Annotated in this window: 23 protein-coding genes; 10 read left to right on the top strand and 13 right to left on the bottom strand. The window is 64.0% G+C overall.

Annotation, left to right across the window (positions count from 1 at the left end; all coding sequences use genetic code 11):
* The 5 genes from VKR55_RS26090 to VKR55_RS26110 all read right to left on the bottom strand — a co-directional run.
* On the bottom strand, positions 1 to 1466 hold a 1466-nt coding region (locus tag VKR55_RS26090), incomplete at its 3' end, for a xanthine dehydrogenase family protein molybdopterin-binding subunit (RefSeq protein ID WP_324407910.1).
* Positions 1463 to 1945: a (2Fe-2S)-binding protein gene (locus tag VKR55_RS26095; protein ID WP_324407912.1), complete on the bottom strand. Its 483-nt coding sequence runs from the start codon at positions 1943 to 1945 to the stop codon at positions 1463 to 1465. The genes VKR55_RS26095 and VKR55_RS26090, both read right to left, overlap by 4 nt.
* Positions 1946 to 1949: 4 nt before the next feature.
* A complete protein-coding gene (locus VKR55_RS26100; protein WP_324408008.1) occupies positions 1950 to 2810 on the bottom strand; it encodes an FAD binding domain-containing protein in 861 nt (286 codons plus the stop codon).
* A 236-nt stretch (positions 2811 to 3046) separates the two neighbouring features.
* A complete protein-coding gene (locus tag VKR55_RS26105) occupies positions 3047 to 4198 on the bottom strand; it encodes an aminotransferase class V-fold PLP-dependent enzyme (protein WP_324408009.1) in 1152 nt (383 codons plus the stop codon).
* On the bottom strand, positions 4198 to 5349 hold the full coding sequence (locus tag VKR55_RS26110) for a zinc-binding dehydrogenase (RefSeq protein ID WP_324407913.1): 1152 nt from the start codon (positions 5347 to 5349) through the stop codon (positions 4198 to 4200). Before VKR55_RS26110 ends, VKR55_RS26105 begins: the two co-directional genes overlap by 1 nt.
* A 149-nt stretch (positions 5350 to 5498) precedes the next feature.
* Between VKR55_RS26110 and VKR55_RS26115 the strand changes: the two genes are divergently transcribed.
* The 8 genes from VKR55_RS26115 to VKR55_RS26150 all read left to right on the top strand — a co-directional run bounded on the left by VKR55_RS26115 (position 5499) and on the right by VKR55_RS26150 (position 13675).
* A complete protein-coding gene (locus tag VKR55_RS26115; protein ID WP_324407914.1) occupies positions 5499 to 6671 on the top strand; it encodes an MFS transporter in 1173 nt (390 codons plus the stop codon).
* Between the two features lie 51 nt (positions 6672 to 6722).
* A complete protein-coding gene (locus tag VKR55_RS26120; RefSeq protein ID WP_324407915.1) occupies positions 6723 to 7205 on the top strand; it encodes a hypothetical protein in 483 nt (160 codons plus the stop codon).
* A gap of 107 nt (positions 7206 to 7312) precedes the next feature.
* On the top strand, positions 7313 to 7927 hold the full coding sequence (locus tag VKR55_RS26125; protein ID WP_324407917.1) for a PilZ domain-containing protein: 615 nt from the start codon (positions 7313 to 7315) through the stop codon (positions 7925 to 7927).
* A gap of 486 nt (positions 7928 to 8413) precedes the next feature.
* The gene (locus VKR55_RS26130) at positions 8414 to 9028 is read left to right on the top strand and encodes a transglutaminase-like cysteine peptidase (protein WP_324407919.1); all 615 of its coding nucleotides are present in this window, start codon (positions 8414 to 8416) and stop codon (positions 9026 to 9028) included.
* A 388-nt stretch (positions 9029 to 9416) separates the two neighbouring features.
* Positions 9417 to 9929, top strand: a complete 513-nt coding sequence (locus VKR55_RS26135) for a hypothetical protein (RefSeq protein WP_324408010.1) — start codon at positions 9417 to 9419, stop codon at positions 9927 to 9929.
* A gap of 248 nt (positions 9930 to 10177) precedes the next feature.
* The gene (locus VKR55_RS26140) at positions 10178 to 10402 is read left to right on the top strand and encodes a hypothetical protein (RefSeq protein ID WP_324407921.1); all 225 of its coding nucleotides are present in this window, start codon (positions 10178 to 10180) and stop codon (positions 10400 to 10402) included.
* Positions 10403 to 10710: 308 nt separating this feature from the next.
* Positions 10711 to 12369 (top strand): thiamine pyrophosphate-binding protein, encoded by a 1659-nt coding sequence (locus VKR55_RS26145; RefSeq protein ID WP_324407923.1) that lies wholly within the window; start codon positions 10711 to 10713, stop codon positions 12367 to 12369.
* Positions 12370 to 12430: 61 nt separating this feature from the next.
* Complete coding sequence (locus VKR55_RS26150) at positions 12431 to 13675, top strand: CaiB/BaiF CoA transferase family protein (protein WP_324407925.1); 1245 nt, start codon at positions 12431 to 12433, stop codon at positions 13673 to 13675.
* Between the two features lie 154 nt (positions 13676 to 13829).
* On the opposite strand, the gene VKR55_RS26155 is transcribed toward VKR55_RS26150, so the two are convergent.
* The 5 genes from VKR55_RS26155 to VKR55_RS26175 form a co-directional block, all read right to left on the bottom strand.
* On the bottom strand, positions 13830 to 13997 hold the full coding sequence (locus tag VKR55_RS26155) for a hypothetical protein (protein WP_324407927.1): 168 nt from the start codon (positions 13995 to 13997) through the stop codon (positions 13830 to 13832).
* Between the two features lie 94 nt (positions 13998 to 14091).
* The gene (locus tag VKR55_RS26160; RefSeq protein WP_324407929.1) at positions 14092 to 15048 is read right to left on the bottom strand and encodes an MvdC/MvdD family ATP grasp protein; all 957 of its coding nucleotides are present in this window, start codon (positions 15046 to 15048) and stop codon (positions 14092 to 14094) included.
* Between the two features lie 90 nt (positions 15049 to 15138).
* The gene (locus VKR55_RS26165; RefSeq protein WP_324407930.1) at positions 15139 to 15456 is read right to left on the bottom strand and encodes a hypothetical protein; all 318 of its coding nucleotides are present in this window, start codon (positions 15454 to 15456) and stop codon (positions 15139 to 15141) included.
* A 257-nt stretch (positions 15457 to 15713) separates the two neighbouring features.
* Positions 15714 to 16238 (bottom strand): gamma carbonic anhydrase family protein, encoded by a 525-nt coding sequence (locus VKR55_RS26170; RefSeq protein WP_324407931.1) that lies wholly within the window; start codon positions 16236 to 16238, stop codon positions 15714 to 15716.
* A 42-nt stretch (positions 16239 to 16280) separates the two neighbouring features.
* A complete protein-coding gene (locus VKR55_RS26175) occupies positions 16281 to 16610 on the bottom strand; it encodes a DUF6949 family protein (RefSeq protein ID WP_324407932.1) in 330 nt (109 codons plus the stop codon).
* Positions 16611 to 16831: 221 nt separating this feature from the next.
* Here VKR55_RS26175 and VKR55_RS26180 point away from each other — a divergent pair, with 221 nt between their 5' ends.
* A complete protein-coding gene (locus tag VKR55_RS26180; protein ID WP_324407934.1) occupies positions 16832 to 17530 on the top strand; it encodes a hypothetical protein in 699 nt (232 codons plus the stop codon).
* Positions 17531 to 17581: 51 nt separating this feature from the next.
* Here the strand turns inward: VKR55_RS26180 and VKR55_RS26185 are convergent, their stop codons facing one another.
* Both VKR55_RS26185 and cysE read right to left on the bottom strand, forming a co-directional pair.
* A complete protein-coding gene (locus VKR55_RS26185) occupies positions 17582 to 17800 on the bottom strand; it encodes a DUF3126 family protein (RefSeq protein ID WP_324407936.1) in 219 nt (72 codons plus the stop codon).
* A 240-nt stretch (positions 17801 to 18040) separates the two neighbouring features.
* A complete protein-coding gene (cysE, locus tag VKR55_RS26190) occupies positions 18041 to 18865 on the bottom strand; it encodes a serine O-acetyltransferase (protein WP_324407938.1) in 825 nt (274 codons plus the stop codon).
* A 264-nt stretch (positions 18866 to 19129) separates the two neighbouring features.
* Here cysE and VKR55_RS26195 point away from each other — a divergent pair, with 264 nt between their 5' ends.
* Positions 19130 to 20569, top strand: coding sequence for a hypothetical protein (locus tag VKR55_RS26195; RefSeq protein ID WP_414642456.1), 1440 nt, complete (start codon positions 19130 to 19132; stop codon positions 20567 to 20569).
* Here VKR55_RS26195 and VKR55_RS26200 read toward each other — a convergent pair.
* Positions 20555 to 21307: an alpha/beta fold hydrolase gene (locus tag VKR55_RS26200; protein ID WP_324407940.1), complete on the bottom strand. Its 753-nt coding sequence runs from the start codon at positions 21305 to 21307 to the stop codon at positions 20555 to 20557. The two genes, VKR55_RS26195 and VKR55_RS26200, sit on opposite strands and share 15 nt — an antisense overlap.
* Positions 21308 to 21340: the final 33 nt, after the last annotated feature.

Below are 21340 nucleotides of genomic sequence, written 5' to 3' on the forward strand. Positions count from 1 at the left end.
TTGGCGATGCCGGCGCGCGAGCCGCCGATATCGGGATGGCCGGTGGTGACGACGACGTTGCCGTCTTCGGTGATGTTGACCTGCGCCGAGGATTCGCCGCCGGCGTTGAACCAGAAGCCGGAGGCGACACCGCGGCCGCGCAGCTTGCCCGGCGGCGAGCTGCCGAGCGGCGCCGCGTAGTGCGGATGGTTCTTGGCGGTTTCCACCGTCTCGATATAGCCGATGCGGGGATAGGTCGGTCCGTGCGCGGCCTTCGTGCCCTGCTTCGCTCCGTTCTTCAGGCGGAAGTCGAGCGGATCCATCTTCAAGGCTTCCGCGACCTCGTCGAGCACACATTCGACGGCGTAAGCGCCGATCGGCGCGCCGGGCGCGCGATAGGCCGCGACCTTGGAACGGTTGGAGGCGACGTCATAGCCCTGCGACAGCACGTTCGGGATATCATAGGGCGCAAAGCTGCACCCCGCGGCGCCGCGGATCGGCGAGCCCGGAAACGCGCCGGCCTGCAGATAGAAAACGCCGTGCGCGGCAACGATCCTGCCGTCCTTGGTTGCGCCGATCTTGACCGTGCTCTTCGAGCCCGAGGTCGGCCCCGTCGCCCGCATCACTTCCTCGCGGGTCATCACCATCTTCACCGGACGGCCGGATTTCTTCGCAAGCAGCGTCGCGAGCGGCTCGAGATAGACGATGGTCTTGCCGCCAAAGCCGCCGCCGATCTCGGCCGGGATCGCGCGGATGTTGCTCTGGGGAATGCCGGACAGATACGCCGTCATGGCGCGGACCATGAACTGGCCCTGGCTCGAGCTCCAGATCGTGGTCTTGCCGTCGGAAGCGACCGAGATCAGGCAGGCGTGCGGCTCGATGTAGCCCTGATGCACCGGGCGCGTGTTGAAGGTGCGCTCGATGATAACGTCGGCCTTGGCAAAGCCTTCGGCGATGTCGCCCTTCTTGTGCTCGAGCTTGCCGACGATGTTCGACGGCTTGCCGTCGAACTTGTTCCACTCATGCAGGATCGGCGCGCCTTCCTTGAGCGCATCGTCGATTTCGATGGCCCAAGGCAACACCTCATAGTCGACCTCGATCAGCTTGCAGGCTTCGGCTGCGATCGCTTCCGTCGTGGCGGCGACGGCAGCGACGGGATGACCGGGGAACAGCGCCTTCTCGCGCGCCATCACGTTGCGGCACATCCAGCGCATGTCCTGGATGCCGAGCATCACGGATTTATCCAGTGGGAAGTCCACGACATCGCGCGCGGTGACGACCGCCTTCACGCCGGCCAGCTTCTCCGCCTTCGAGGTGTCGATCGACTTGATGCGCGCATGTGGATGCGGGCTGCGCAGAATCTTGCCCCAGATCATGCCGGGCATGGTGGCGTCGGCGGCAAAGGCTGCGCGACCCGTGACCTTGTCGACGCCGTCGGGGCGAATGGTGCGCTGGCCGATCCACTTGTTGTTGGTGACGATATTCATCGTGCCGTCTCCCGCATTTCAGCCGCGGCATCCAGAACCGCGCGCACAATCTTGTCGTAACCGGTGCACCGGCAGAGATTGCCGGCGAGCCAGAAGCGGACTTCCTCTTCGGTCGGATCAGGATTCTTCTTCAGAAGCGCTTCGGAGGCGACCAGCATGCCAGAGGTGCAGATGCCGCATTGAAGCGCGGCATGCTCAAGGAACTTCTGCTGCAGCGGATGCAGCATCTCGCCGTGGGCCATGCCTTCGATGGTGCGGATCTGGTGGCCCTCGGCTTCGGCTGCGAGCATCAGGCACGAGCAGATGAGCCTTCCGTCGACGGTGATCGAGCAGGCGCCGCAATCGCCGGACGAGCAGCCTTCCTTGGAGCCGGTGAGACCAAGCTGCCCGCGCAGCGCGTCGAGCATGGTCTCATAGGGCTCGCAGAGGAATTCCATCGGCTCGCCGTTGACGGTGGTGGAAACGTGTACCTTGGCCATAATCTTACTTCCCTCCCGCCCGTTTGGCGGCGATCGCAGCCGTGCGCTTGAAGAGCACGCCGGCGGTTTTCACGCGATAGGCAATGGTGCCGCGCTTGTCGTTGATCGGCCGGCACGCGGCGCGGCAGGCTTCCGCGGCCTTCTCCAGCGCCGCATCGTCGAGCTTCGAGCCGACGAGCGCTTGACCTGCGCCCTCGACCAGGAGCGCGGTCGGCGCCACAGCACCCAAGCCGACGCGGGCCGCCGTGCAGACGCCGTCCTTCAATGTGAGGCTGACGCCTAGGCCGACCACGGCGATGTCCATCTCGGTGCGCGGGATCATGCGCAAATAAGCATCGCTCGAACCCGGCGGCCGCGGCGGCAGCGTGAAGCTGACGAGCATTTCGCCCGGCTTTAGGTTGGTGCGGCCGGGACCGGAAGGCACCTGCTCCACCGGCAATTCGCGGCGGCCGCCTGGTCCCTGGATGGTGACGACGGCGCCGGCTGCGATCATTGCGGGCACGCTGTCAGCGGCCGGCGAGCCATTGCAGAGGTTGCCGCCGGCGGACGCCCTGCCCTGCACCTGCTTGGAGCCGATCAGGTTCACGGCTTCCAGCACGCCCGGCCAGGCCTTGCCGAACCTGGGATGCTCGGCCAGCGCCATGCCGGAGACGGCGGCGCCGACGCGGAAGCCACCGTCCGCGGTTTCCTCGATGTTATTCATCTCGTCGATTTTCTTGATGTCGACGATCAAGCCCGGCCGCACCAGGCCGGATCGCATCTGCACCAATAGGTCCGTGCCTCCCGCCATAATGCGTGCGGCACTTCCGGCGGCAGCAAATGCGCCGATCGCTTCATCAAGCGTGCGCGGTGCCACGTAACGGATTTCGGTCATGTGAGTTCCCGTATCTCCCCTACTCGTTCCCTATTGATTGATTTTTGGATTCTGGCTGGCAGGCCCACAGCCTACACGGACAGGGGCGATTGGAACAGCCTCCGCCGTCTTGTCAATTTGGCCGTCTCCTATGCAAAGAGCGGGGCTTGCGCGGCTGCGAAGGCGGATCGCGCCGCCGCCGCCGTGCGGGTCTTTCACAATGTGAGAGGCGGGAGACTCACCCCGCTTCAGGCCTTCAACCGCCCCGTCAGCGCCGTCACAAAGCGGTCAACATCGGCCTCGTCATTATAGACGTGCGGCGAGATGCGCATGCGCCCGAGGCGCTGGGCGACGTAGATGCCCTCGCCGGCCAAGCCTGCGATCAGGCCCTCAGGCAGGCCATGCCGGAACGCCAGACTCAGAATGTGCGGCGCGCGGAAGCGCGGATCGACCATGCGCAGGCCGGGCGCCCGCAAGCCATCGGCGATGCGATCGGTCAGCATCTTCAGCCGCTCGCTGACAGCGGCTGCGCCCCACTCCACCAGCATCTCCACGCCGATCGCAGCCATCTCCAGCGAGATGAAATGATCGCGCTCGCCCATGTCGAAGCGCCGCGCGTCGGAGACGTAGCGGAGATCGGCGAAATAGACATTGTTCTCCGCGCGCACGTCGCGGCGACCGCCTGCGGTCTGCTCCAGGGGAATGCCGCCCTGGTGACGCTTGGCGACATAAAGAAAGGCGCGGCCATAGGGGCCGACCAGCCACTTGTAAGTCGGAAAGACCACAAAATCCGGATCGAGCCGCTTCACGTCCATCGCGAGCACGCCTGCGCTTTGCGTGGCATCGACCAGAAACGCCGCCTTCTGCCGCTTGAGCGCCGCCCCCACCGCCTCGATGTCGATCACCCCGCCATCGGACCAGTGCACCGAGGAGATCGAGGCAAGCGCAACCGGCGGCGCGCCGCGGCGTTCGATGATCGCAAGCACTGCAGACGTCCAGTCGCCATCGTCCGGCTGGCTCACCGTCTCGACGATAAAACCCTGCGCTGTGGCGCGCGAGCGCCATTCCAGGACCGGCGAGGAATGGTCGTTCTCCAGCACGATCACGCGCGAACCACGGGGGACGCTGAGCAACTTCGCCGCGGTCGCAACGCCATAGCTGACGGACGGGATCAGCGCGACGTCGTCGGTTGCCCCATTGATCAGCCGCGCGGCAGCGGCACGGGCACGCTCGTGCTGACCCTGGGCGAAATCGTACGGCAGCTTCCATGGCTGCCCCTTGCGCTCGACCGCGGCGCGGCCGGCCTCCAGCGTCTTCCGCGGCAGCGGGCTCCAGGATGCGGCGTTGAGGTAGCAGACGTCGTGCGGCACCTCGAAGTGCTCGCGCTGGGAAGGAAGCATCACTGCAACAGCTCCGGCCAGGGCACGATCGTCGACTTCACGGTCTTCATCGCCATCGCGTCCGCCACCGCGCGGCCGACGCCCTCCTCGGTGAAGGGGTAGATTGTCTGCGTATCGAGCCAGGGATATTTGCCGCGCGTGCGGTAGAGCATCTCGACGCCGAGCGGCAGGTCGTTGGCGGTAAAGCCCCAGGAGCCGAGCACGTTGAGATCCTTGGTGCAGATGCGGTGCCACGAGGTGTCGATCGAGCCGGCGTCGGTGAACTGGCCCATCTCGACATAGGTGCCGCCGTCGCGCAGCATCTCGATGCCCTCGGGACCTGCGGTCGGATGACCCGAGCAGTCCATCACGAGGTCGGCACCGAAACCGCCGACGATGTCGCGCACTTTTCGAATGCGTTCATCCGGCGTCCTGAACTCCTCGATGTTCACGGTCGCCTCGGCGCCAAATTTGCCTGCAAGCTTCAGCCGCGGCTCTTCCGGCGCGCCGACAGCGATCACCCGCCCTGCTCCCATCTCCTGCGCCGCGGCGACCGCGAGAATCCCGATCGGGCCCGTGCCCTGGATCACCACCGTGTCATTCCACGAAAACCCGCCCGCGCGCACGGCGCGGTTGAAGGCGCGGATGCAGGAGGTGAGCGGCTCCGAGAGCGCGCCAAGCCGCAGCGACATGTCGTCGGGCAATTTGTAGATCTTGGTGCCCGGCAGCATCTCCAGATCGACATAGACATATTCGGCCCAGCCGCCCCACAGATGCGGCGCCTTGTCGAAGCCGAGATAGCGGCCGTAATAGACCGGCGTCAGGCACTTGTTCGCAGCTAACGGATAGTGGATGCAGTAATAGCAATGGCCGCATGGCATGAGCGGCGGGATCATCACCCTGGAGCCGACCTTGAGCGGCTTGGACATGAAGTCTTCGTTGAACTCGCTGCCGCATTCGACGATGACGCCGCCGAGCTCATGGCCGAGCGTGAATGGCCAGGGCAACGGCTTTGGCCAGTGGCCTTTAAGGATGTGCAGATCGGTGCCGCAGACGCCGCAGGCGCCGATCTTGATCAGCGCAGCCTTCTTGCCGACCTTCGGCCAGGGCACGGTTCGGATCACCGGCTGCGCGCCCGGGCCGTCATAGGTGCAGACGCGGATTTGCTGCATCAACTGTCTCCAGGACATCCATTTTTGTTCACCAGGGCGCGGCGAACTTAGGTGATGGAATAGGTAATGCCAAGGCAGGCGCTCATCCTCCCATTGACAGGCCTACGCACGAACCGCAGGTTGTGCCGCGAAAATCGGGGGAGGAAAACTTGCACAATCGTTGGAGGATTCTGGCCGTCCTGTTCACGGTGCGGCTCACCATGGCGTTCCAGTTCCAGACGGTGGCCGCGGTGGCGCCGCTCCTGAAGACGCAATTCGGCGTCGGCATCGCCGAGATCGGCTTTTTGATCGGGCTCTATTTCACGCCGGGTGTCGTGCTGGCGTTACCAGGCGGCGCGATCGGCAAATGGCTCGGCGACAAGCGCACCACGATTCTGGCTCTGGTACTGATGCTAGCCGGCAGTCTCGCGATGGCGTTCGGCGAAAACTGGGGCTGGCAGATTGCGGGACGGCTGGTCGGCGGCGCCGGCGGCGTGCTGCTCAACGTGCAGCTCTCCAAGATGGTCACCGACTGGTTCGCCGGCAAGGAGATCGCGACCGCGATGGCGATCTTCGTCAATTCCTGGCCGGCGGGAATCGCGCTCTCGCTCTTGACGCTGCCGTCGATCGGGACGAGCTACGGCGTACAGGTCGTCGATCTCTTCGTTGTGGCGCTGGCTGCGATCGGCATCGTGCTGATCCTGTTTTATCGGTCACCGCCGAATGAAATCGCGACAGCCGCCTCCTCTGCGCGCCTCGATCCCAGGACGATCATGGCCGTGCTGGTCGCAGGCGTGATCTGGGGCTTGTACAATGTCGGCTTCGCCACGATCGTCAGCTTCGGTCCGACGCTGCTGGTGGAACGCGGCTGGAGCATCGCGCAGGCCGGCTCTGCCATCAGCATTGGGCTGGGGCTCTCCGTGTTCAGCATCCCGCTTGGCGGCTTTATCGCCGACCGCTCGAAGCGGCCGCAGGCCGTGCTGGTCCTGGGCGCGCTGGCGCTCGCGGTCCTGTTGCTCTGCTTCGCGCATACCGGCGCCGTGATCTTGTCCGTGATCGCGATGGGGCTCGTCGGCGGACAACCGGCAGGTCCCATGATGAGCCTGCCCGCACGCGTGCTGTTGCCCGCGACGCGCACGGTCGGCATGGGACTATTCTACACGCTTTATTACGGGACGATGATGATCGGCCCGATCATCGGCGGCGCGGCTGCCAAATGGACCGGCAGCGCCGTAGCGGCGTTCGATTTCGGCGCGATCGTGGTGCTGGTGTGTCCGGTGCTGCTCTTGGTATTCAATGCGATCGCGGCGACGCGGTTAAAGGCGGTGGAGGTGGCGGCGTAGCGGCGCGCTCAGACCCGCGGCAGCTGATCGGCAAATTTCCGGAGTCCCGCGATGAACAACACAGCGCAACCGCAACCCATCCCGCCGGACAATCAGGCTGTTATCGCCCACATCAACCTGCTGCAGGGCATCATCAGCCGCCTCGCCAACAACAGCGCCTCCTGCAAGACGTGGTGCCTGTCGATCGTCGCCGCCCTGCTCAGCCTTGCGGGCGCCGTGCACGACGGCGACCTTGTGACGATCGCGCTGGTGCCGGTCGCCGTGTTCGGCTTCATCGACACGATGTATCTCGCGTTTGAGACGGCGTATCGCGAGCTCTACAAAGGCATCGTCACAAAGCTGCGCGAGAGCCGCTACACGCTCGCCGACGTGTATGAGGCGAACGCCTGGTTCGGCATTCGTTATTTCGTCAGTTGTTTCGTCCGCGCCTTCCTCTCCTGGGCGATCTGGCCGGTCTATCTCGGCCTCGTCGCCGCCTATCTTGCGGCCTGGCACTACGGCGCGCTGGAGGCGCTGACCAAGGTTCCTAAGTAGCCGTCTCCGTGTGATTGCAGAGTTCCGCCCGCACATCCGCTAACCCCCCGTTAACCCTGCCGGACGTAGCCTCTGGCGAGGCCGAATGGCCGATGTCGGGTGGCGGGATGAGCTTCGCGCAAAAAAAATCGATTCTGCCGGCGGCCCAGGAGCGCCGGCGCTTCCAGCGCGTCAAGGTGCATCTGCTCGGCCGCTACATGCTGCCCGACCGCCGCGAGTTTCCGTGCCAGATCATCAATATGTCGCCGGGCGGGCTTGCCCTGCTCGCGCCCGGCATCGGCAATGTCGGCGACCGCGTGATCGCCTATCTCGACCACATCGGCCGCGTCGAGGGCAAGATCACCCGCATCATCGACAACGGCTTTGCCATGACCATCGGCGCGACCGCACGCAAGCGCGACAAGCTCGCCGCCCAGCTGACCTGGCTCGCCAACCGCGACATCCTCAACCTGCCGGAAGACCGCCGCCACGACCGTATCGTACCGCGCAACCCGATCGCGATGCTCACGCTGGAAGACGGCACCAAGATGACCTGCCGCATCATCGACCTGTCGGCGTCGGGTGCCGCAATCGCGGCCGAGCACCGTCCGCCGCTGAAGTCGCAGGTCATGCTCGGCAGGGTGCCGTCGCGCGTGGTGCGCAATCTCGAGGAAGGCTTTGCCATCGAGTTCATTCACGAGCAGCTCGCCGAGACGCTCGAGGAAGCGGTAACCGCTCGTTAGGACTGGCGCGCCCCGAGGGCCGCGATCCCCCTGCCGACCTCGACCGATCATCATCCGATGCGGCCCGCGCTTGATGCACGCTCCCGCGCGCTATCTGCGTCTGCCCCGAAACGCTTTTGGCGTCGGACCAAGAGACAGCGTTAGCGCGCGGTAAAGCGAAAACCCCTGCTCGACCGGCTGTTCCGGCGGTTCGAGATCCAGTCTCCGCCCGCAAGAGCCCCTTCTGGACTCGGCGGGCGTCGCTCGAACAGGTTAACGCCGCCGGCCATCTCGCAGACAAGTCGCAGAACCACGCGGCTTCAGTCCTTAATCGATAAAATTTGAATCGATTGCAGATGTCTCGAATTTTATTCAAATTCGATTCAAGTATAAATCGACATAGCCGCGAGTTTTACTTTCATTCCTCTCAAATGTACTTGCTTGATTTAGCGGCGGCGCAAAACCTTTGTGCGAAACGTGGTCCCAACAAGAAAAACGGGGGCCACAATGTTCAAACGCAGGGGACGCGAGCTGGCAGCGATTGCCATCTTGCTGGGGATGTGTGCGCAGGCGAACGCCGGCGACGAGCGACCGATGTACGCAAGCCTCGGCGAGGTCACGCGTGCGCCGATCGGCTGGATCGGGTTCTGTGCCGACAACCCGGAGGAATGCCGGGGCGGCCCCACGCAGCCGCGCGACATCGTGATGTCGCAGGCCGCATGGCGCGACCTCAACAAGGTCAACCACTGGGTCAACGAGACCGTGAAGCCGATGACCGACATGGATCATTGGGGCGTGATCGAGAAATGGTCGCTGCCGACCGACGGTTACGGTGACTGCGAAGATTATGTGCTGATGAAGCGCAAGATGCTGATCGATGCGGGCTGGCCGCGTGAGGCGCTCTTGATCACCGTCGTGCGCGACAAGAAAGACGAAGGCCACGCGGTGCTGACGGTGAAGTCCGACAAGGGCGAGTTCATACTCGACAACCAGACCGAAAGCGTCCTGCCCTGGACCGAGACCGGCTACCGCTTCGTCAAGCGTCAATCGCAGAGCGATCCCAATGTCTGGGTTTCGCTCGGCGACAGCCGGCCCGCGGCTTTGACCGCGAGCTCACACTAGAAAGGATTATCGAACCCGCGACCCGGTCACATCCCCACCCCTCCCCGTCCCAGACCGGTTCGCGCGCGGCCAGCTCTCCCCCAAGAGCTGGCCGCACCCATTTTTGGGGACGAAAATGCCCGGATTTGCTGCCCCGGGCTGCCGACAAGCCGACAAACCGCGGGACAACCGTCGCTTTTCGGACTTGCCAGCCTCGTTTTTGTCGGATTCATTGCCAGACTGTTACCGGTTCGCGGCTCACAGTAAGCCGAGCGCCCCGAAAGGCTCAGGAAGGCGTTTTGCAAAGAGGCCGAAGCCTGAGACCGGTTTGTTCGCGTTTTTCGTGCGACGAGCTGCCAGCGCCGGCGGCGATCTGAAATCCCACTTTCGTTTGGACCTTGCGAAGCTGATGATCATTCACCCAGGCCATGCCCGTGCCCGTTCTGCCTCGCCTCTTGCCCGCATCGGCGCCCAGCCGATTGCGCTGACGGCCGCGGCCCTGCTCCTCATCCTCGCCGGTGTCGCCTCGATTGCGGCCTGGCGCGCCTATACCGGCATCTCGCCCGAAACCGATCGCGCGGTGGCTGCTCGGGCGTTGCAGGCGCACGCAGCGCAGGTTTCCGAGCAGCTTGTCGAGAAGACCAAGGGGTTGGAAGAGACCCAGGAGGAATCCATCGACCAGCTCCAGACGCTGCAGGACCAGGTGCAGACATTGCGCCGCCTGCTCGCCGCTCAGCAGGCCGACAGCAAACGGCTGTCCGAACAGGTTTCCAGCCTGAGCGAGGCCGTTGACAGCCTGCGGCAATCGTTTGCGAGCGCCCAACCCTCGGACCCCTCGCCCGCCTCCACCCGCAACCGCGCGCTGCGCCTTCGCGCCCACGTGGTCCACACCGCCCAGAAGCGGCCGAAACCGCATAGCTGACCCGCCCGAATTCCGCGCGGAGCTCCACGCGGATTTTTTTCCCGCGCAGTTTGTGAACTGGCTCACATTTGCCTGAGCGAATCCGGGGCATCCTGCAGTTCACCGGAAGGCGCGAGCCGATTTTAATTTCCGGGGGCTGGCAAGGTCGTTGGCGGTATACTACGTCAGCGGCCTTGTTTCTTTTGTAACCCTCTTTATTCATCTACGCCAAAAAAATACGGGGGCGAGCGTCGGCCGACGAGGACCCCATGCGCAAATTGATCGACTTCGACGACGATACCGCGGCCAAGCTCAAGCAATTGGCGCGCGACCGCATGGCAACCTTCCAGGAACTGGCGGACGAAGCGTTTGCCGACCTCCTGAAGAAGCATGGCGTTCCCCTTGACCTGAAGGACGCGCTGCGCAAGAGCGCGCGTCACGACGGCGCGGCAGCCAAGATCATTCCGCTCAAGAAGAGAACGAAGCCGCGCTGAGATGAAGCCGCGCTGAGATTATGATCGGAGAGTGTGGGCTATCCGAAAAAGGATCACGCTCAAATCAGGTCAGTATTTGGCCGATCGCCTTCATGTCCTTCTGGCGCGCGGCCCTTCGGGCGTAGCTTGCCGATGACGGTCGCGGTGTCGGTGGCGAAATAGTCGCCGTTTTGTACGCGGCATCGCATTGCTCGGCTCCGGGCCAATAGCGCGAACGCATGGCTCGGCTGAACGTAGCGCACTTTCGCGACCCTGCCATCTATGCATACACTCGCGGCCAAAGATCAAAAAATCACAAGGGGGAAACCGTGAGCGAGGTCGATGGCGCTACCCTGATCGCGAGAAGCCTGAAGCGGCAGGGCATCAATCATCTGTTCGGGGTCGTCGGGTTTCCGGTCACCGCGATCGCCGCGGCGGCGCAGAAGGAAGGCGTCGCCTATCTCGGCATGCGCAACGAGCAGAGCGCAGCCTACGCGGCAGGGGCTTACGGCTATCTCACCGGCCGCCCCGGCGCCTGCCTCACCGTCACCGGCCCGGGCGTGGTGCACGGTCTGGCGGGTCTTGCCAATGCCCAGCAGAATTGCTGGCCCATGATCCTGATCGGCGGCGCCTCGGAGACCTATCGCGGCGGCATGGGCGCGTTTCAGGAAGAGCGGCAGGTGCTGATTGCCTCGCCGTTCTGCAAGTTCGCGCACGGCATCGAGAGCGTGCACCGCATCCCCTACTATGTCGAGATGGCGACCCGGCACGCGATCTATGGTCGTCCCGGCGCCACCTATCTGGACGTGCCCGACGACATCATCAGAGGCAAATGCGACCTCGATAAAGCCGTTGAGGTCGACCGCGCACCCGAACCGCCGCGCATGGTGGCGCCGATGGAGAACGTCGAGGCGGCGCTGAACCTGCTCGAACGGGCCGAACGGCCGCTCGTTCTCCTCGGCAAGGGCATGGCGTGGGCGCGCGCCGAGGACGAGGTCCGCGCCTTCATCGAGCGCGCGCAACTGCCGTTCGTGCGCTCGCCGATGGGTAAGGGCGTGATGCCGGACGACCATCCGCTGTCGGCCGGGGCGGCGCGCACGCTGGCGCTGCAGCAGGCCGACGTCATCTTCCTGATGGGCGCGCGGCTGAACTGGATCTTTCACTTCGGCCAGGCGCCGCGCTACGCGAAGGACGTCAAGGTCATCCAGCTCGACATCGCGCCCGAGGAGATCGGCCACAACAAGGCGACGGAAGTGGCGCTGGTCGGCGACGGCAAGGCCATCGTCAGCCAGCTCAACAAGGCGCTCGACAATCGCCAGTGGTTCCACGCCAAGGACTCGCCGTGGCGGCTGGCGATTGCCAAGAAGACCGCCGACAATGTCGCGCAGATCCGGCCGCAGATCGACGACGATCAGGCGCCGGCCGGCTACTACCGGGCCTTGCGCGACGTCGCCGCCTGGATGCCGCGGGACGCGATCCTGAGCGCCGAGGGTGCCGGCACGATGGATATCGGCCTCACGCAACTGCCGAGCTTCAACGCCCGTTCCTGCCTCAATGCCGGCACCTACGGCACGATGGGCGTCGGCCTCGGCCAGGCCATCGCCGCCTGCGTCGCGCAACCCGGCCGGCCGGTCATCCATCTGTCGGGCGACTCGGCGATCGGCTTTTCCGGCATGGAGATGGAGACGCTGGTCCGCTACAACCTTCCGGCCAAGATCGTCGTCCTGAACAATGGCGGCATCGGCCCTGGCATGCCGGAGATCCCGGACAACCCGATGTTCAACCTGAGGCCCAACGCGCTGATCTATGGTGCACGTTATGACCGGGTGATGGAGGCTTTCGGCGGCAAGGGCATCCTGGTGGAGGACCCGAAGAACCTGCGCGCCGCCCTCGATGAGGCGATGAAATTCCGTGGTCCTGCGCTGGTCAACGTCGTGATCTCGCAGGGCTCCGCCCGCAAGGCGCAGGAGTTCGCCTGGCATAGCTGATCGAGAGACGCATCAAGGGGCCGCGGCGATTGCCGGCGGGCTCCATATTGGGAGGGTCGCCATGCAGGAACAGGTAGTGCAGCCACAGATCGCGACCGGGATCCAGCCGGCGCTCAAGGGGATCAAGGTGCTCGACCTCACCCAGTTCGAGGCGGGACCATCCTGCACCGAGGCGCTGGCCTGGTTTGGCGCTGACGTGGTCAAGGTGGAGGAGCCCCATCGCGGCGAGCCGGGGCGCTGGGGAATGAGCGATCGTCCCGACGCCGATTCGACCTATTTCATCTACTACAACCTCAACAAGCGCAGCGTCACCTGCAATCTCAAGAGCGAGGCGGGCAAGGCGCTGCTGAGGCGGATGATCGGCAAGGCCGACGTCCTGATCGAGAACATGGCGCCAGGCACCTTCGCACGCCTGGGCTTCGACTATCCGAAGCTGAGCGCGCTTAATCCGCGATTGATCTTCGCCCAGGTCAAGGGCTTCGCGCCGGAGAGCGAGCACGCGAACTATCTCGCCTTCGACATGATCGCCCAGGCGATGGGCGGCACCATGGGGGTGAACGGCTATCCCGATGAGCCGCCGGTCCGGCCGGGCCCGACCATCGGCGATACCGGCACCGGCATGCTTTGCGCCATGGGCATCCTCGCCGCGCTCTACCAGCGCATGACGACCGGCCGCGGCCAGCACATCCAGATCGCCATGCGCGATGCGATGCTGAACTATTGCCGCACGCCGATGAGCCGCCAGGCCGCCCGCAAGGACCAGTTGCCGCGCGGCGGCAACGGCGTATACGGCACCGCGCCCGGCGGCCTTTACAAGTGCGCGCCGGGGGGACTCGACGACTTGTGCTACATCTTCGCCTCGCGCGGCAACGAGGAGCATTGGCGCCGTCTGGTGAAGGCGATCGGCCGCGAAGACCTGCTCAACGATCCACGCATGGTCGACGGCACCACCCGTTTCCAGAATCGGGAGGTCGTGGACGCGGCCATCACCGAATGGACGTCGAAACACACCAAGCAAGAGGTCACCCGGATCATCGCCGGCGCCGGTGTTCCCTGCGGCGCCCTCATGACCACGCTCGAGCTCATGCACGACCCGGATCTGCACAAGCGCGGGATCATGCAGACGATCGAGCACCCTGTGCGCGGGCCGGTCATCGTCGCGGGCTGGCCGCTGCGGATGTCGGATAGCAAGGTCCCGCTGAAATGCGCTCCGATCCTCGGTGCGGATTGCGAGGCGATCTACGGCGAGTGGCTCGGCTGCTCGCCCGACGAGGTCAGGACCATGCGGCAGGAAAAGGTGATCTGAAGGTGATCTGATCCTGCGGCCCGCGTCGAAGCGCCGCCGGGTTTCGCACGCCTGCCCGCGCATCGAGTCGAGCTTTCCTTCTCGAACTGCTTTTTGCCTTGCCGTTGTCGGTACGGTTCTCGACCCAATAATGGCCGGGGCCTCTCAGTGTTCGTCACTCGTCGAATTTGCGCGCATCCGACAGCGCCTGCCACAATGCGATCCCGTTGTCGACGATGCAGGATTTCTCGCATTGTTCACAGTAATAAGTGCGCATGTCCCGACCTGACGATGTGTCCTTGTCGTCCAACCGCATCTGCTTGCCGCACGTTTCGCACTTCATTTGAAATCTCCAATCCGGGCCGTCGCAAATTTATTGATCGCGGAACGAGACTTCACGGAGCCGTTGCAATCGGCCAGAGCAAGATCGGCTCGCCTTACGATGGCGCCATGAGTGAATCCGCAATCGCCTCGGTGATCGGCATGCCGGTGTAATGTTCAATCCACTGATACTGACCGCGTGGGTTGCTTTCCAGGAAGACGTGACTGCCCTCGGGCGTGACGATGAAATCAATGCAGCTATAAACCAACCCGGCTTCAGCCATAAAGGCGCCGACCTTGTCGCGAATATCGGCCGGTAGCTCGATTGGTTCGTAGCTTATGTCGTGGGGTGCGGTCCTCCAGTCGAGCCTTGTGCGTTCATGCTGCTGCGACAGTATTCTTGCGGCGAACATCTTGTCGGCCACAACGGTCAGCCGGACCTCATAATCCTTCAGGACGAGCTCTTGGAATATTCCGGGCGTATGCCGGATAAGGCCAAGTGACGCCAACATTTCGTCCGTCACGATGCCGGTGAAGGCCGCCTTGCCCGGCGCGAGGCCGAGAGTATGCGACAGCGCCTTGAAGATGATCGTGCCGCCACATTCTTTGCGGAAAGCCGTGACCACACCCGGGTCGTTGGTAATCACCGTGCGCGGGACGGCCAGTCCCAGCCGGCGTGCAGCCGCAAGCTGTGCCGGCTTCCACGCTGCGTCGCGATGGCGTCGCGGCTCATTGATCCAGTGCCAGTCGGCGACCAGCGGCAGGGAACCAAGCGTGCTTTCGGCCTCGCGCGCGGCGAACTCGCGCTCCTCGGGCTTGAGGCCAGCCGGAAAGCCGCTGCAACGCGAGGCGCGATACCAGGCGCTGCCGATCGCGTCGAACGGCACGATCCGGCCGTCGGTCGCAATTGAGCCGTTGAGCCCATCCCCGGAAGCCCTGTAAGTCAGCGTCGAGTCCTGCGGATACCGGTCGAGATTCCATCGCAGCACCGGGCAGCTGCGCCCGCGCAGAACCTGAATCAACTGATCTGCGGTCGGATCGAATTGCTCGGTGATGAGAAGAACGGTCTTCATGTGCGGCGTACCGTGACATCGCGACTATCTTGTCGCGACGCGCGCCGGTTCACCAAACCGGCGCGGCCGCAATTGATACTGACGATGAAATTAATCCGAGTCGTGATGCGGACCCGCGCCGTTGGGTCCCGACCCCTGCGTCACGGCAGACGTCGCTACCTTGAATGAACCTGGCACATCGCGCGCATTGCTATAGACCGGCTCGGTGGTGCCGGGCTTGACCATGAGTTGCAGCTCCGGGCTGTACACCATTCCAATATTTGGTCCAGGCGTCATCTCCTGGAGAAACTGATGCGCAAAGACTTGGCCACTCGCGAGCGACACTAATCCGGTAGCGGCGGCAGCCGCTCCGGCGACGCTCAGGATACGCCGGACGATCACGCGACCCATTCCCAGTGTGGTCTTCATGTGCCTTCTCCCCCATTGAATCACGCAGCCGGTCCTCGCCGACTGCGCCCTGAAAGGTTAGGAAGGGGGCCCCCTGTTGTCAAAGTATTTCCGCTGGCTCCGCCACCGCCGCCTTGATCGCGACGCAGCAGACCACGTTATGCTTGGTTGCGGGAGCCTCGGCGGTCGTCAGGTCTCCTATACGCCTTGAACACCGCGGGACGTTGCTCTGTCAGGCCTACCGCCGGCTAACTGCATGACGTCCAAGTACTGCCGCGTTAGCCGATGCGTTTCAGACCCTTTCTGAAGCGTGGGCCGTTGCGCTGATAGGATTCCGCGTCGACGGTCTGAATCTGATCGGGCGCGAGCGTACGGATCACCTTCGCCGGCGAACCGATGATCAGGGAGTTCTCCGGAAACTGCTTGCCTGACGTGACCACGGAGCCGGCGCCGACGACGCTGCCTCGGCCGATCCTCGCACCGTTCAACACGATCGCGCCCATGCCGATCAGCGCGCCGTCCTCGACCGTGCAACCATGCAGGATTGCGTTGTGGCCGATGGTGCAGTTGTTTCCGATCGTGAGCGGAAAGCCGGCATCGGTGTGACAGATCGAGTTGTCCTGCACGTTCGAGCCCTCGCCGATCTCGATCCATTCATTGTCGCCGCGCAGCACCGCGCCGAACCAGACGCTCGCATTGGCCTTGAGGCGCACCTTGCCGATGACGGTCGCAGTGTCGGCGATGAAGTAATTGCCGTTGGCGGGAAGATCGGGGCCCTGCCCGTCCAGTTCGTAGATTGCCATCAAGGTCTCCTCTTCGGGAAAACCTTGGCACAGCAAAAATGATTAGGCCAGTAGGCCTGCCGCGCGCAGCGTCATCACGAAGAAGGTGCCTGACATCAGGCTCCAGAAGCCCGAGATCACGGTCGCCATCATCACGAATTCGAAACGGCGGCGCTCGACCTGCACGCCGCGCAGCGTGTTGCGCATTATGATGAAGGGCGCGGCGAATACCAGGAACGGCACGGCGGCGAAGCGCCGGGGCGTCACGCCCTCCTGCAGCAGGCCAAAGCCGGCGGGGCGCTCGGCGAAGGCCTGGTAGCCGCTCGAAAGCGCGCCGGCGAACGCAAAGCCGATGCACAGGGAGAACAGCGAATTCAACGCATCCGGCGACATCGGCACTCTTCCCTCAACGCAACCAAACCCGCCCTTTCATCGCAAAATCGAAGGCCGTCCGCCACATCATCCTTAAGGAAAGGTTAATCGGCAAGATTTGAAACGAGGGTGCTGGCATGGCTTGCCCGGGCCGCGCTCCTCTCGGGAAACGTTGAAGGGAACCCGCCGCGGCGTGGCATAGTGCGGGCGATGATTCGCCCCTGCCCTGCCGCACTCCGCTCATGACGGTGTTTTCGCTCCCCCGCCTCGATTGGCACCGCTTTGGCCACCTCGTGCCGATCGCACTCGCCTCCGCGGTCGCGGCCGCCTCTATCGCGCTGGTCGCCTATCTCCTGTGGCCGACCTGGGGCGCCGACGGCTCGCGCGGGCCGGAACGGATGCCGGTGTCTATCGGCGGCACGCTGTTCAACGTGCCGACTGCGGCGATCCGCATGAAGATCCAGCGTCACTCCGGGCCGCAGGAGCGCGTTGATCTCGATTTCAGCTATCCGTCGCTCGAGCCGCCGGACGGACCGAAACATGTCAGCGCCGCCACCGTCGAGCAAGCGATGAAGCAGCCGATCGACCGCATCTTCCTATCGATCGCAGCGCATCACGATTCGCTCGCGCCCGACGAGCGGGTACGCTCGATCTATCCGCGCTATCTCGAGGATGCGCCGACGCCGGCGCCGGACGGGCTCACCATGCGCGCCTTCCGCGACGGCACGCCCTATAGCGGCGAGGACCTCTTCAGCGCCGACGTGCCAGCCCTGATCGCGCGCTGCACGCGCGAGGCCGCCACACCTGGCATGTGCATGAGCGAGCGCCGCGTCGAGGGCGCCGATCTCACCTTCCGCTTCCCGCGAAGCTGGTTACCGCAATGGCGCGACGTAGCCGGCGCGATGGATCGGCTGACGGCAGAGGTGCACGGCGGGAAATAGCAGGCGGACTGTAGCCCACATGAGCGGCTTGTCCGGGCTACGCAGAAACAATCAGCCCTGATCGGCCAGGTCGTCCTCGAGGATCGCCATCTGGAATTGGAACGAGCGGTCGTCATCCTCGTCATCGACGAACAAGACGCCGATGAACTCCTCACCGATATAGACCTCGGCGGAATCGTCCTTCTTCGGCCGCGGCACCACGCGGATCTTGGGATTGCCGAACACGCGCTTGAGATAGGCGTCGAGCTTCCTGACTTCCTGAACGTCCACGGCGGTCTCCAATCGGTCTTAAGATTTGCGGGAGGTTTTAGGACGAGACGGGGCGCACGGCTAGTGGCCCATTCCACACTTTGCAGCGGATGGCGGCGTATCCGCAGCGCCGTGAGCGGGTGGCGAAAGCGCGAACAAATACCTGATTTCAGGGCAATTTTCGATTTGCAGCGACCATTATCGCGGGCCGCGGCCAAATCGCGTCGAATCTGCGCAACTTTCGCGATGAGAGATGCGCGATCAGAGCCCGATCGCCGAGATCATCTGGTCCATCGTGCGCGACGGCTCTGCGCAACCGGCTTCACCGACGACCTTGGCCGGGACCCCCGCGACCGTCACATTGTGCGGCACCGGCTTCACCACGACGGAACCGGCGGCAATGCGCGCGCAATGCCCGATCTCGATATTGCCGAGGATTTTTGCGCCCGCCCCGATCATGACGCCGTGACGAATCTTGGGATGACGATCCTCGTTCTCCTTGCCGGTGCCACCAAGGGTGACGCCGTGCAGAATCGAAACGTCGTCCTCGATCACGGCGGTCTCGCCGCAGACGAAGCCGGTGGCATGGTCGAGGAAGATGCCGCGGCCGATGCGAGCCGCCGGATTGATGTCGGTCTGAAACACCGCCGACGACCGGCTCTGCAGATAATAGGCAAAGTCCTTGCGGCCCTTCTGATAGAGCCAGTGCGCGAGACGATGGGTCTGCAGGGCGTGGAAGCCCTTGAAGTAGAGCAAGGGATCGATGAAGCGCGAAGTCGCGGGATCGCGGTCGTAGACTGCGACGAGGTCGGCGCGGAAGATGTTGCCGATGTCCGGCTCCTCGCGCAGCGCCTCGTCATAGGTCTGGCGGATCAGGTCGCCCGACATCGCCGAATGATCGAGCCGGTCGGCAAGGCGATGCACGACCGAATCCTCGAGGCGGCTGTGATGGAGCACAGTCGAATAGATAAAGGTCGCAAGCTCCGGCTCGCGATGGACAATGTCTTCCGCCTCGGTGCGGATGCGATCCCAGATCGGGTCGAGCGCCGCGAGTTTTCCCTGCGGATTGATCTGATGCATCGCCATGGATCGCTCCCGAAACCTTTCAGTGGCCGCTTTTATAACACGGCGGAACGACAGTGTCCTGACGGGAGGCTCAACACGGTGAACGCCGCCGGGAACCAACAGGTGGTCAGTCATCGCGGGAAATCAAGCGCTTCCGAGAGATTCATGAGCGCGCCTCATGGCATGGATGAAAGAAAATCATTCTCCAATGGCCGGCGCGAAGACAAACCGCTCGGCGCGATTATCCGCCGGTGAGCGGAAATCAAGTATCAGGGCGTCCGACTAATGGAGCATATCGAGGGAACCGGGCATCTGCGCATGGTGGGCCATCCCATGGATCACAACGACGTCAAGACCAAGGTTCTGCGCGCGCGCCCGGCCGACAAGGTGTCGGTCTGGATTACAGCCATCCTCATCCCCCTCTTCCTGATCGCGCCGGCCTTGTGGAACGGCTATCCGCTGCTGCAATGGGACACCGGCGGCTATCTGGCGCGCTGGTATGAGGGCTACCTGGTGCCGAGCCGGTCCACGGTGTTCGGTCTCTATCTGCACTTCGGCGAGGCTTCGGATTTCTGGGTCAATCTCGGGGCACAGGCGCTCTGCACGCTCTGGATCCTGCAGCTCACGTTGCGCGTTCTCAACCTCTCCCAGCCGTTCCGGCTGCTCGCGATCAGCCTGTTGCTCATTCTCACCACTGCCCTGCCCTGGCTTTCCAGCCTCCTGCTCACCGACATCTTCGCCGGGCTATCGGTGCTGTCGCTCTTCATCCTGATCGCCCATGGCGACAAGATCACTCCGCTGGAGAAGCTCTCGTTGGCCCTGTTCACGGCGTTTGCGGCCGCGACCCACAGCGCAACGCTGGGCGTGCTGTTCGGCCTCTGCGTGCTTGGCTTCCTGGCGCGCCCGTTCCTGCGCGAGAAGATCGCGCTCGCGGGCCTTACCCAAGCGAGCCTGTCTCTGGTTCTGGGCAGCGCGATGCTGTTGTCGGCCAATTATGCGCTGTCGGGTCAGCTTGCGTGGACTCCCGGCGGCATCGGCGTCGCGTTCGGCCGCATGCTCCAGGACGGCATTGTCGCGAAATATCTGAACGAGCATTGCGGCGAGGAAAAGCTGAAGCTCTGCCCCTACCGCAACGAGTTGCCCGCCACCGCCGACGAGTTCCTGTGGGGCGACAGCATGTTCGACAAGCTTGGCCGCTTCAAGGGGCTCGGCGACGAGATGGGGCATATCGTCGTGCGGTCACTCGCCGACTACCCGGCCTGGCAGGCCGAGGCGGCGCTCAAGGCAACCGCGCAGCAACTCGTCATGGTCGCGACTGGCGAAGGCACCATTAGCTGGCTGCCGCATACCTACGGCATCATCGAGCACTACATCCCCTTGCAGGTGGCGCCGATGCGGGCGGCGCATCAGCAGCATGGGGAGATCAATTTCGCCGCCGTGAACCGGCTGCACGTTCCGGTCGCGCTCGCCTCGATGCTGCTCGCGCTGGCGATATTCGCGCTCGCGCTATGGCGGCGCAAGTTCGACGATCTCGCGTTGTTGGCCGCGACCGTATCGTTCGCGCTGCTCGGCAACGCCATGATCTGCGGCATCATCTCGGGCCCGCATGACCGCTACGGCGCACGGCTCGTCTGGATCGCAACGCTGACGGTGCTGCTCGCGGCGGCTCGCTATTTCGGCGACGAGGACGAGGTGGAGGCGGACGACGCGTCACTTCCGCGCTGACAGAAACTCCGCAACGCCGGTCTTGTAGACCTTGTCGCCGACCGCGCGCATGTGGTCGCGGTTCGGGATGTCGAGCACTTCCGACCCCCGTATGATCCGGCCTAGCGCATGCGCGGAGCCGGCGACCTCATCGGTGGTGCCAACCGCGATCAGCACGGGAACGGCGATCCGCGCCACATCCTCCCTCGTCATCAACTCGCGCGAGCCGCGCAGGCACGCGGCGAGCGCGAGGCGATCGGAACGCGTCTGATCGGCGAAGGCGCGGAACGTCCGGCCGACCGGGTCGGTGACGTCCTCGAGCGACGGCGCCTCCAGTGCCTGCGCGACGTTCTCGCCGGGACCGCCGCCTTCGATCATGGCGATACCGATGCCTCCCAGAATCGCCGAGCGCAGGCGATCCGGCGCATTCCGCGCGAGCCACGCCGCCATGCGGCCACCGAGCGAATATCCCATCACGTCGGCGCGATCGATATTCAGATGATCCATCAACGCGATGATGTCGCCTGACATGATCGGAATGGAATATTGCGCGGAATCGTACAGTTTGGAGGACTCGCCGTGACCGCGATTGTCGAGCGCGATGACGCGGCGGCCGCCTTTCCTCAACTCGGAGACCCAGGTCGGATAGACCCAGTTGACGTTCTTGCTCGATGCGAAGCCGTGCACCAGCACGATCGGGTCGCCCTCGCCCTCTTCGAGATAGGCGATTTCGACATCGCCGTGATTAAAGCTGGGCATCAGCGGTTTTCCGTATTGGGAGAGATGTTGGAA

It is taken from the genome of Bradyrhizobium sp. (genome assembly GCF_035309285.1).
GTDB lineage: Bacteria > Pseudomonadota > Alphaproteobacteria > Rhizobiales > Xanthobacteraceae > Bradyrhizobium.

Excerpts from the sequence above, each read along its gene's own strand:
- VKR55_RS26130 (WP_324407919.1), top strand. The coding sequence starts at position 8,414 with ATGTTCAAACGCAGGGGACGCGAGCTGGCAGCGATTGCCATCTTGCTG.
- VKR55_RS26175 (WP_324407932.1), bottom strand. The coding sequence starts at position 16,610 with ATGTCGCCGGATGCGTTGAATTCGCTGTTCTCCCTGTGCATCGGCTTT.
- VKR55_RS26160 (WP_324407929.1), bottom strand. The coding sequence starts at position 15,048 with ATGAAGACCGTTCTTCTCATCACCGAGCAATTCGATCCGACCGCAGAT.
- VKR55_RS26105 (WP_324408009.1), bottom strand. The coding sequence starts at position 4,198 with ATGCTTCCTTCCCAGCGCGAGCACTTCGAGGTGCCGCACGACGTCTGC.
- VKR55_RS26180 (WP_324407934.1), top strand. The coding sequence starts at position 16,832 with ATGACGGTGTTTTCGCTCCCCCGCCTCGATTGGCACCGCTTTGGCCAC.
- VKR55_RS26170 (WP_324407931.1), bottom strand. The coding sequence starts at position 16,238 with ATGGCAATCTACGAACTGGACGGGCAGGGCCCCGATCTTCCCGCCAAC.
- VKR55_RS26150 (WP_324407925.1), top strand. The coding sequence starts at position 12,431 with ATGCAGGAACAGGTAGTGCAGCCACAGATCGCGACCGGGATCCAGCCG.
- VKR55_RS26135 (WP_324408010.1), top strand. The coding sequence starts at position 9,417 with ATGATCATTCACCCAGGCCATGCCCGTGCCCGTTCTGCCTCGCCTCTT.
- VKR55_RS26140 (WP_324407921.1), top strand. The coding sequence starts at position 10,178 with ATGCGCAAATTGATCGACTTCGACGACGATACCGCGGCCAAGCTCAAG.
- VKR55_RS26195 (WP_414642456.1), top strand. The coding sequence starts at position 19,130 with ATGGAGCATATCGAGGGAACCGGGCATCTGCGCATGGTGGGCCATCCC.
- VKR55_RS26125 (WP_324407917.1), top strand. The coding sequence starts at position 7,313 with ATGAGCTTCGCGCAAAAAAAATCGATTCTGCCGGCGGCCCAGGAGCGC.
- VKR55_RS26165 (WP_324407930.1), bottom strand. The coding sequence starts at position 15,456 with ATGAAGACCACACTGGGAATGGGTCGCGTGATCGTCCGGCGTATCCTG.
- cysE (WP_324407938.1), bottom strand. The coding sequence starts at position 18,865 with ATGGCGATGCATCAGATCAATCCGCAGGGAAAACTCGCGGCGCTCGAC.
- VKR55_RS26155 (WP_324407927.1), bottom strand. The coding sequence starts at position 13,997 with ATGAAGTGCGAAACGTGCGGCAAGCAGATGCGGTTGGACGACAAGGAC.
- VKR55_RS26110 (WP_324407913.1), bottom strand. The coding sequence starts at position 5,349 with ATGCAGCAAATCCGCGTCTGCACCTATGACGGCCCGGGCGCGCAGCCG.
- VKR55_RS26095 (WP_324407912.1), bottom strand. The coding sequence starts at position 1,945 with ATGGCCAAGGTACACGTTTCCACCACCGTCAACGGCGAGCCGATGGAA.
- VKR55_RS26120 (WP_324407915.1), top strand. The coding sequence starts at position 6,723 with ATGAACAACACAGCGCAACCGCAACCCATCCCGCCGGACAATCAGGCT.
- VKR55_RS26200 (WP_324407940.1), bottom strand. The coding sequence starts at position 21,307 with ATGCCCAGCTTTAATCACGGCGATGTCGAAATCGCCTATCTCGAAGAG.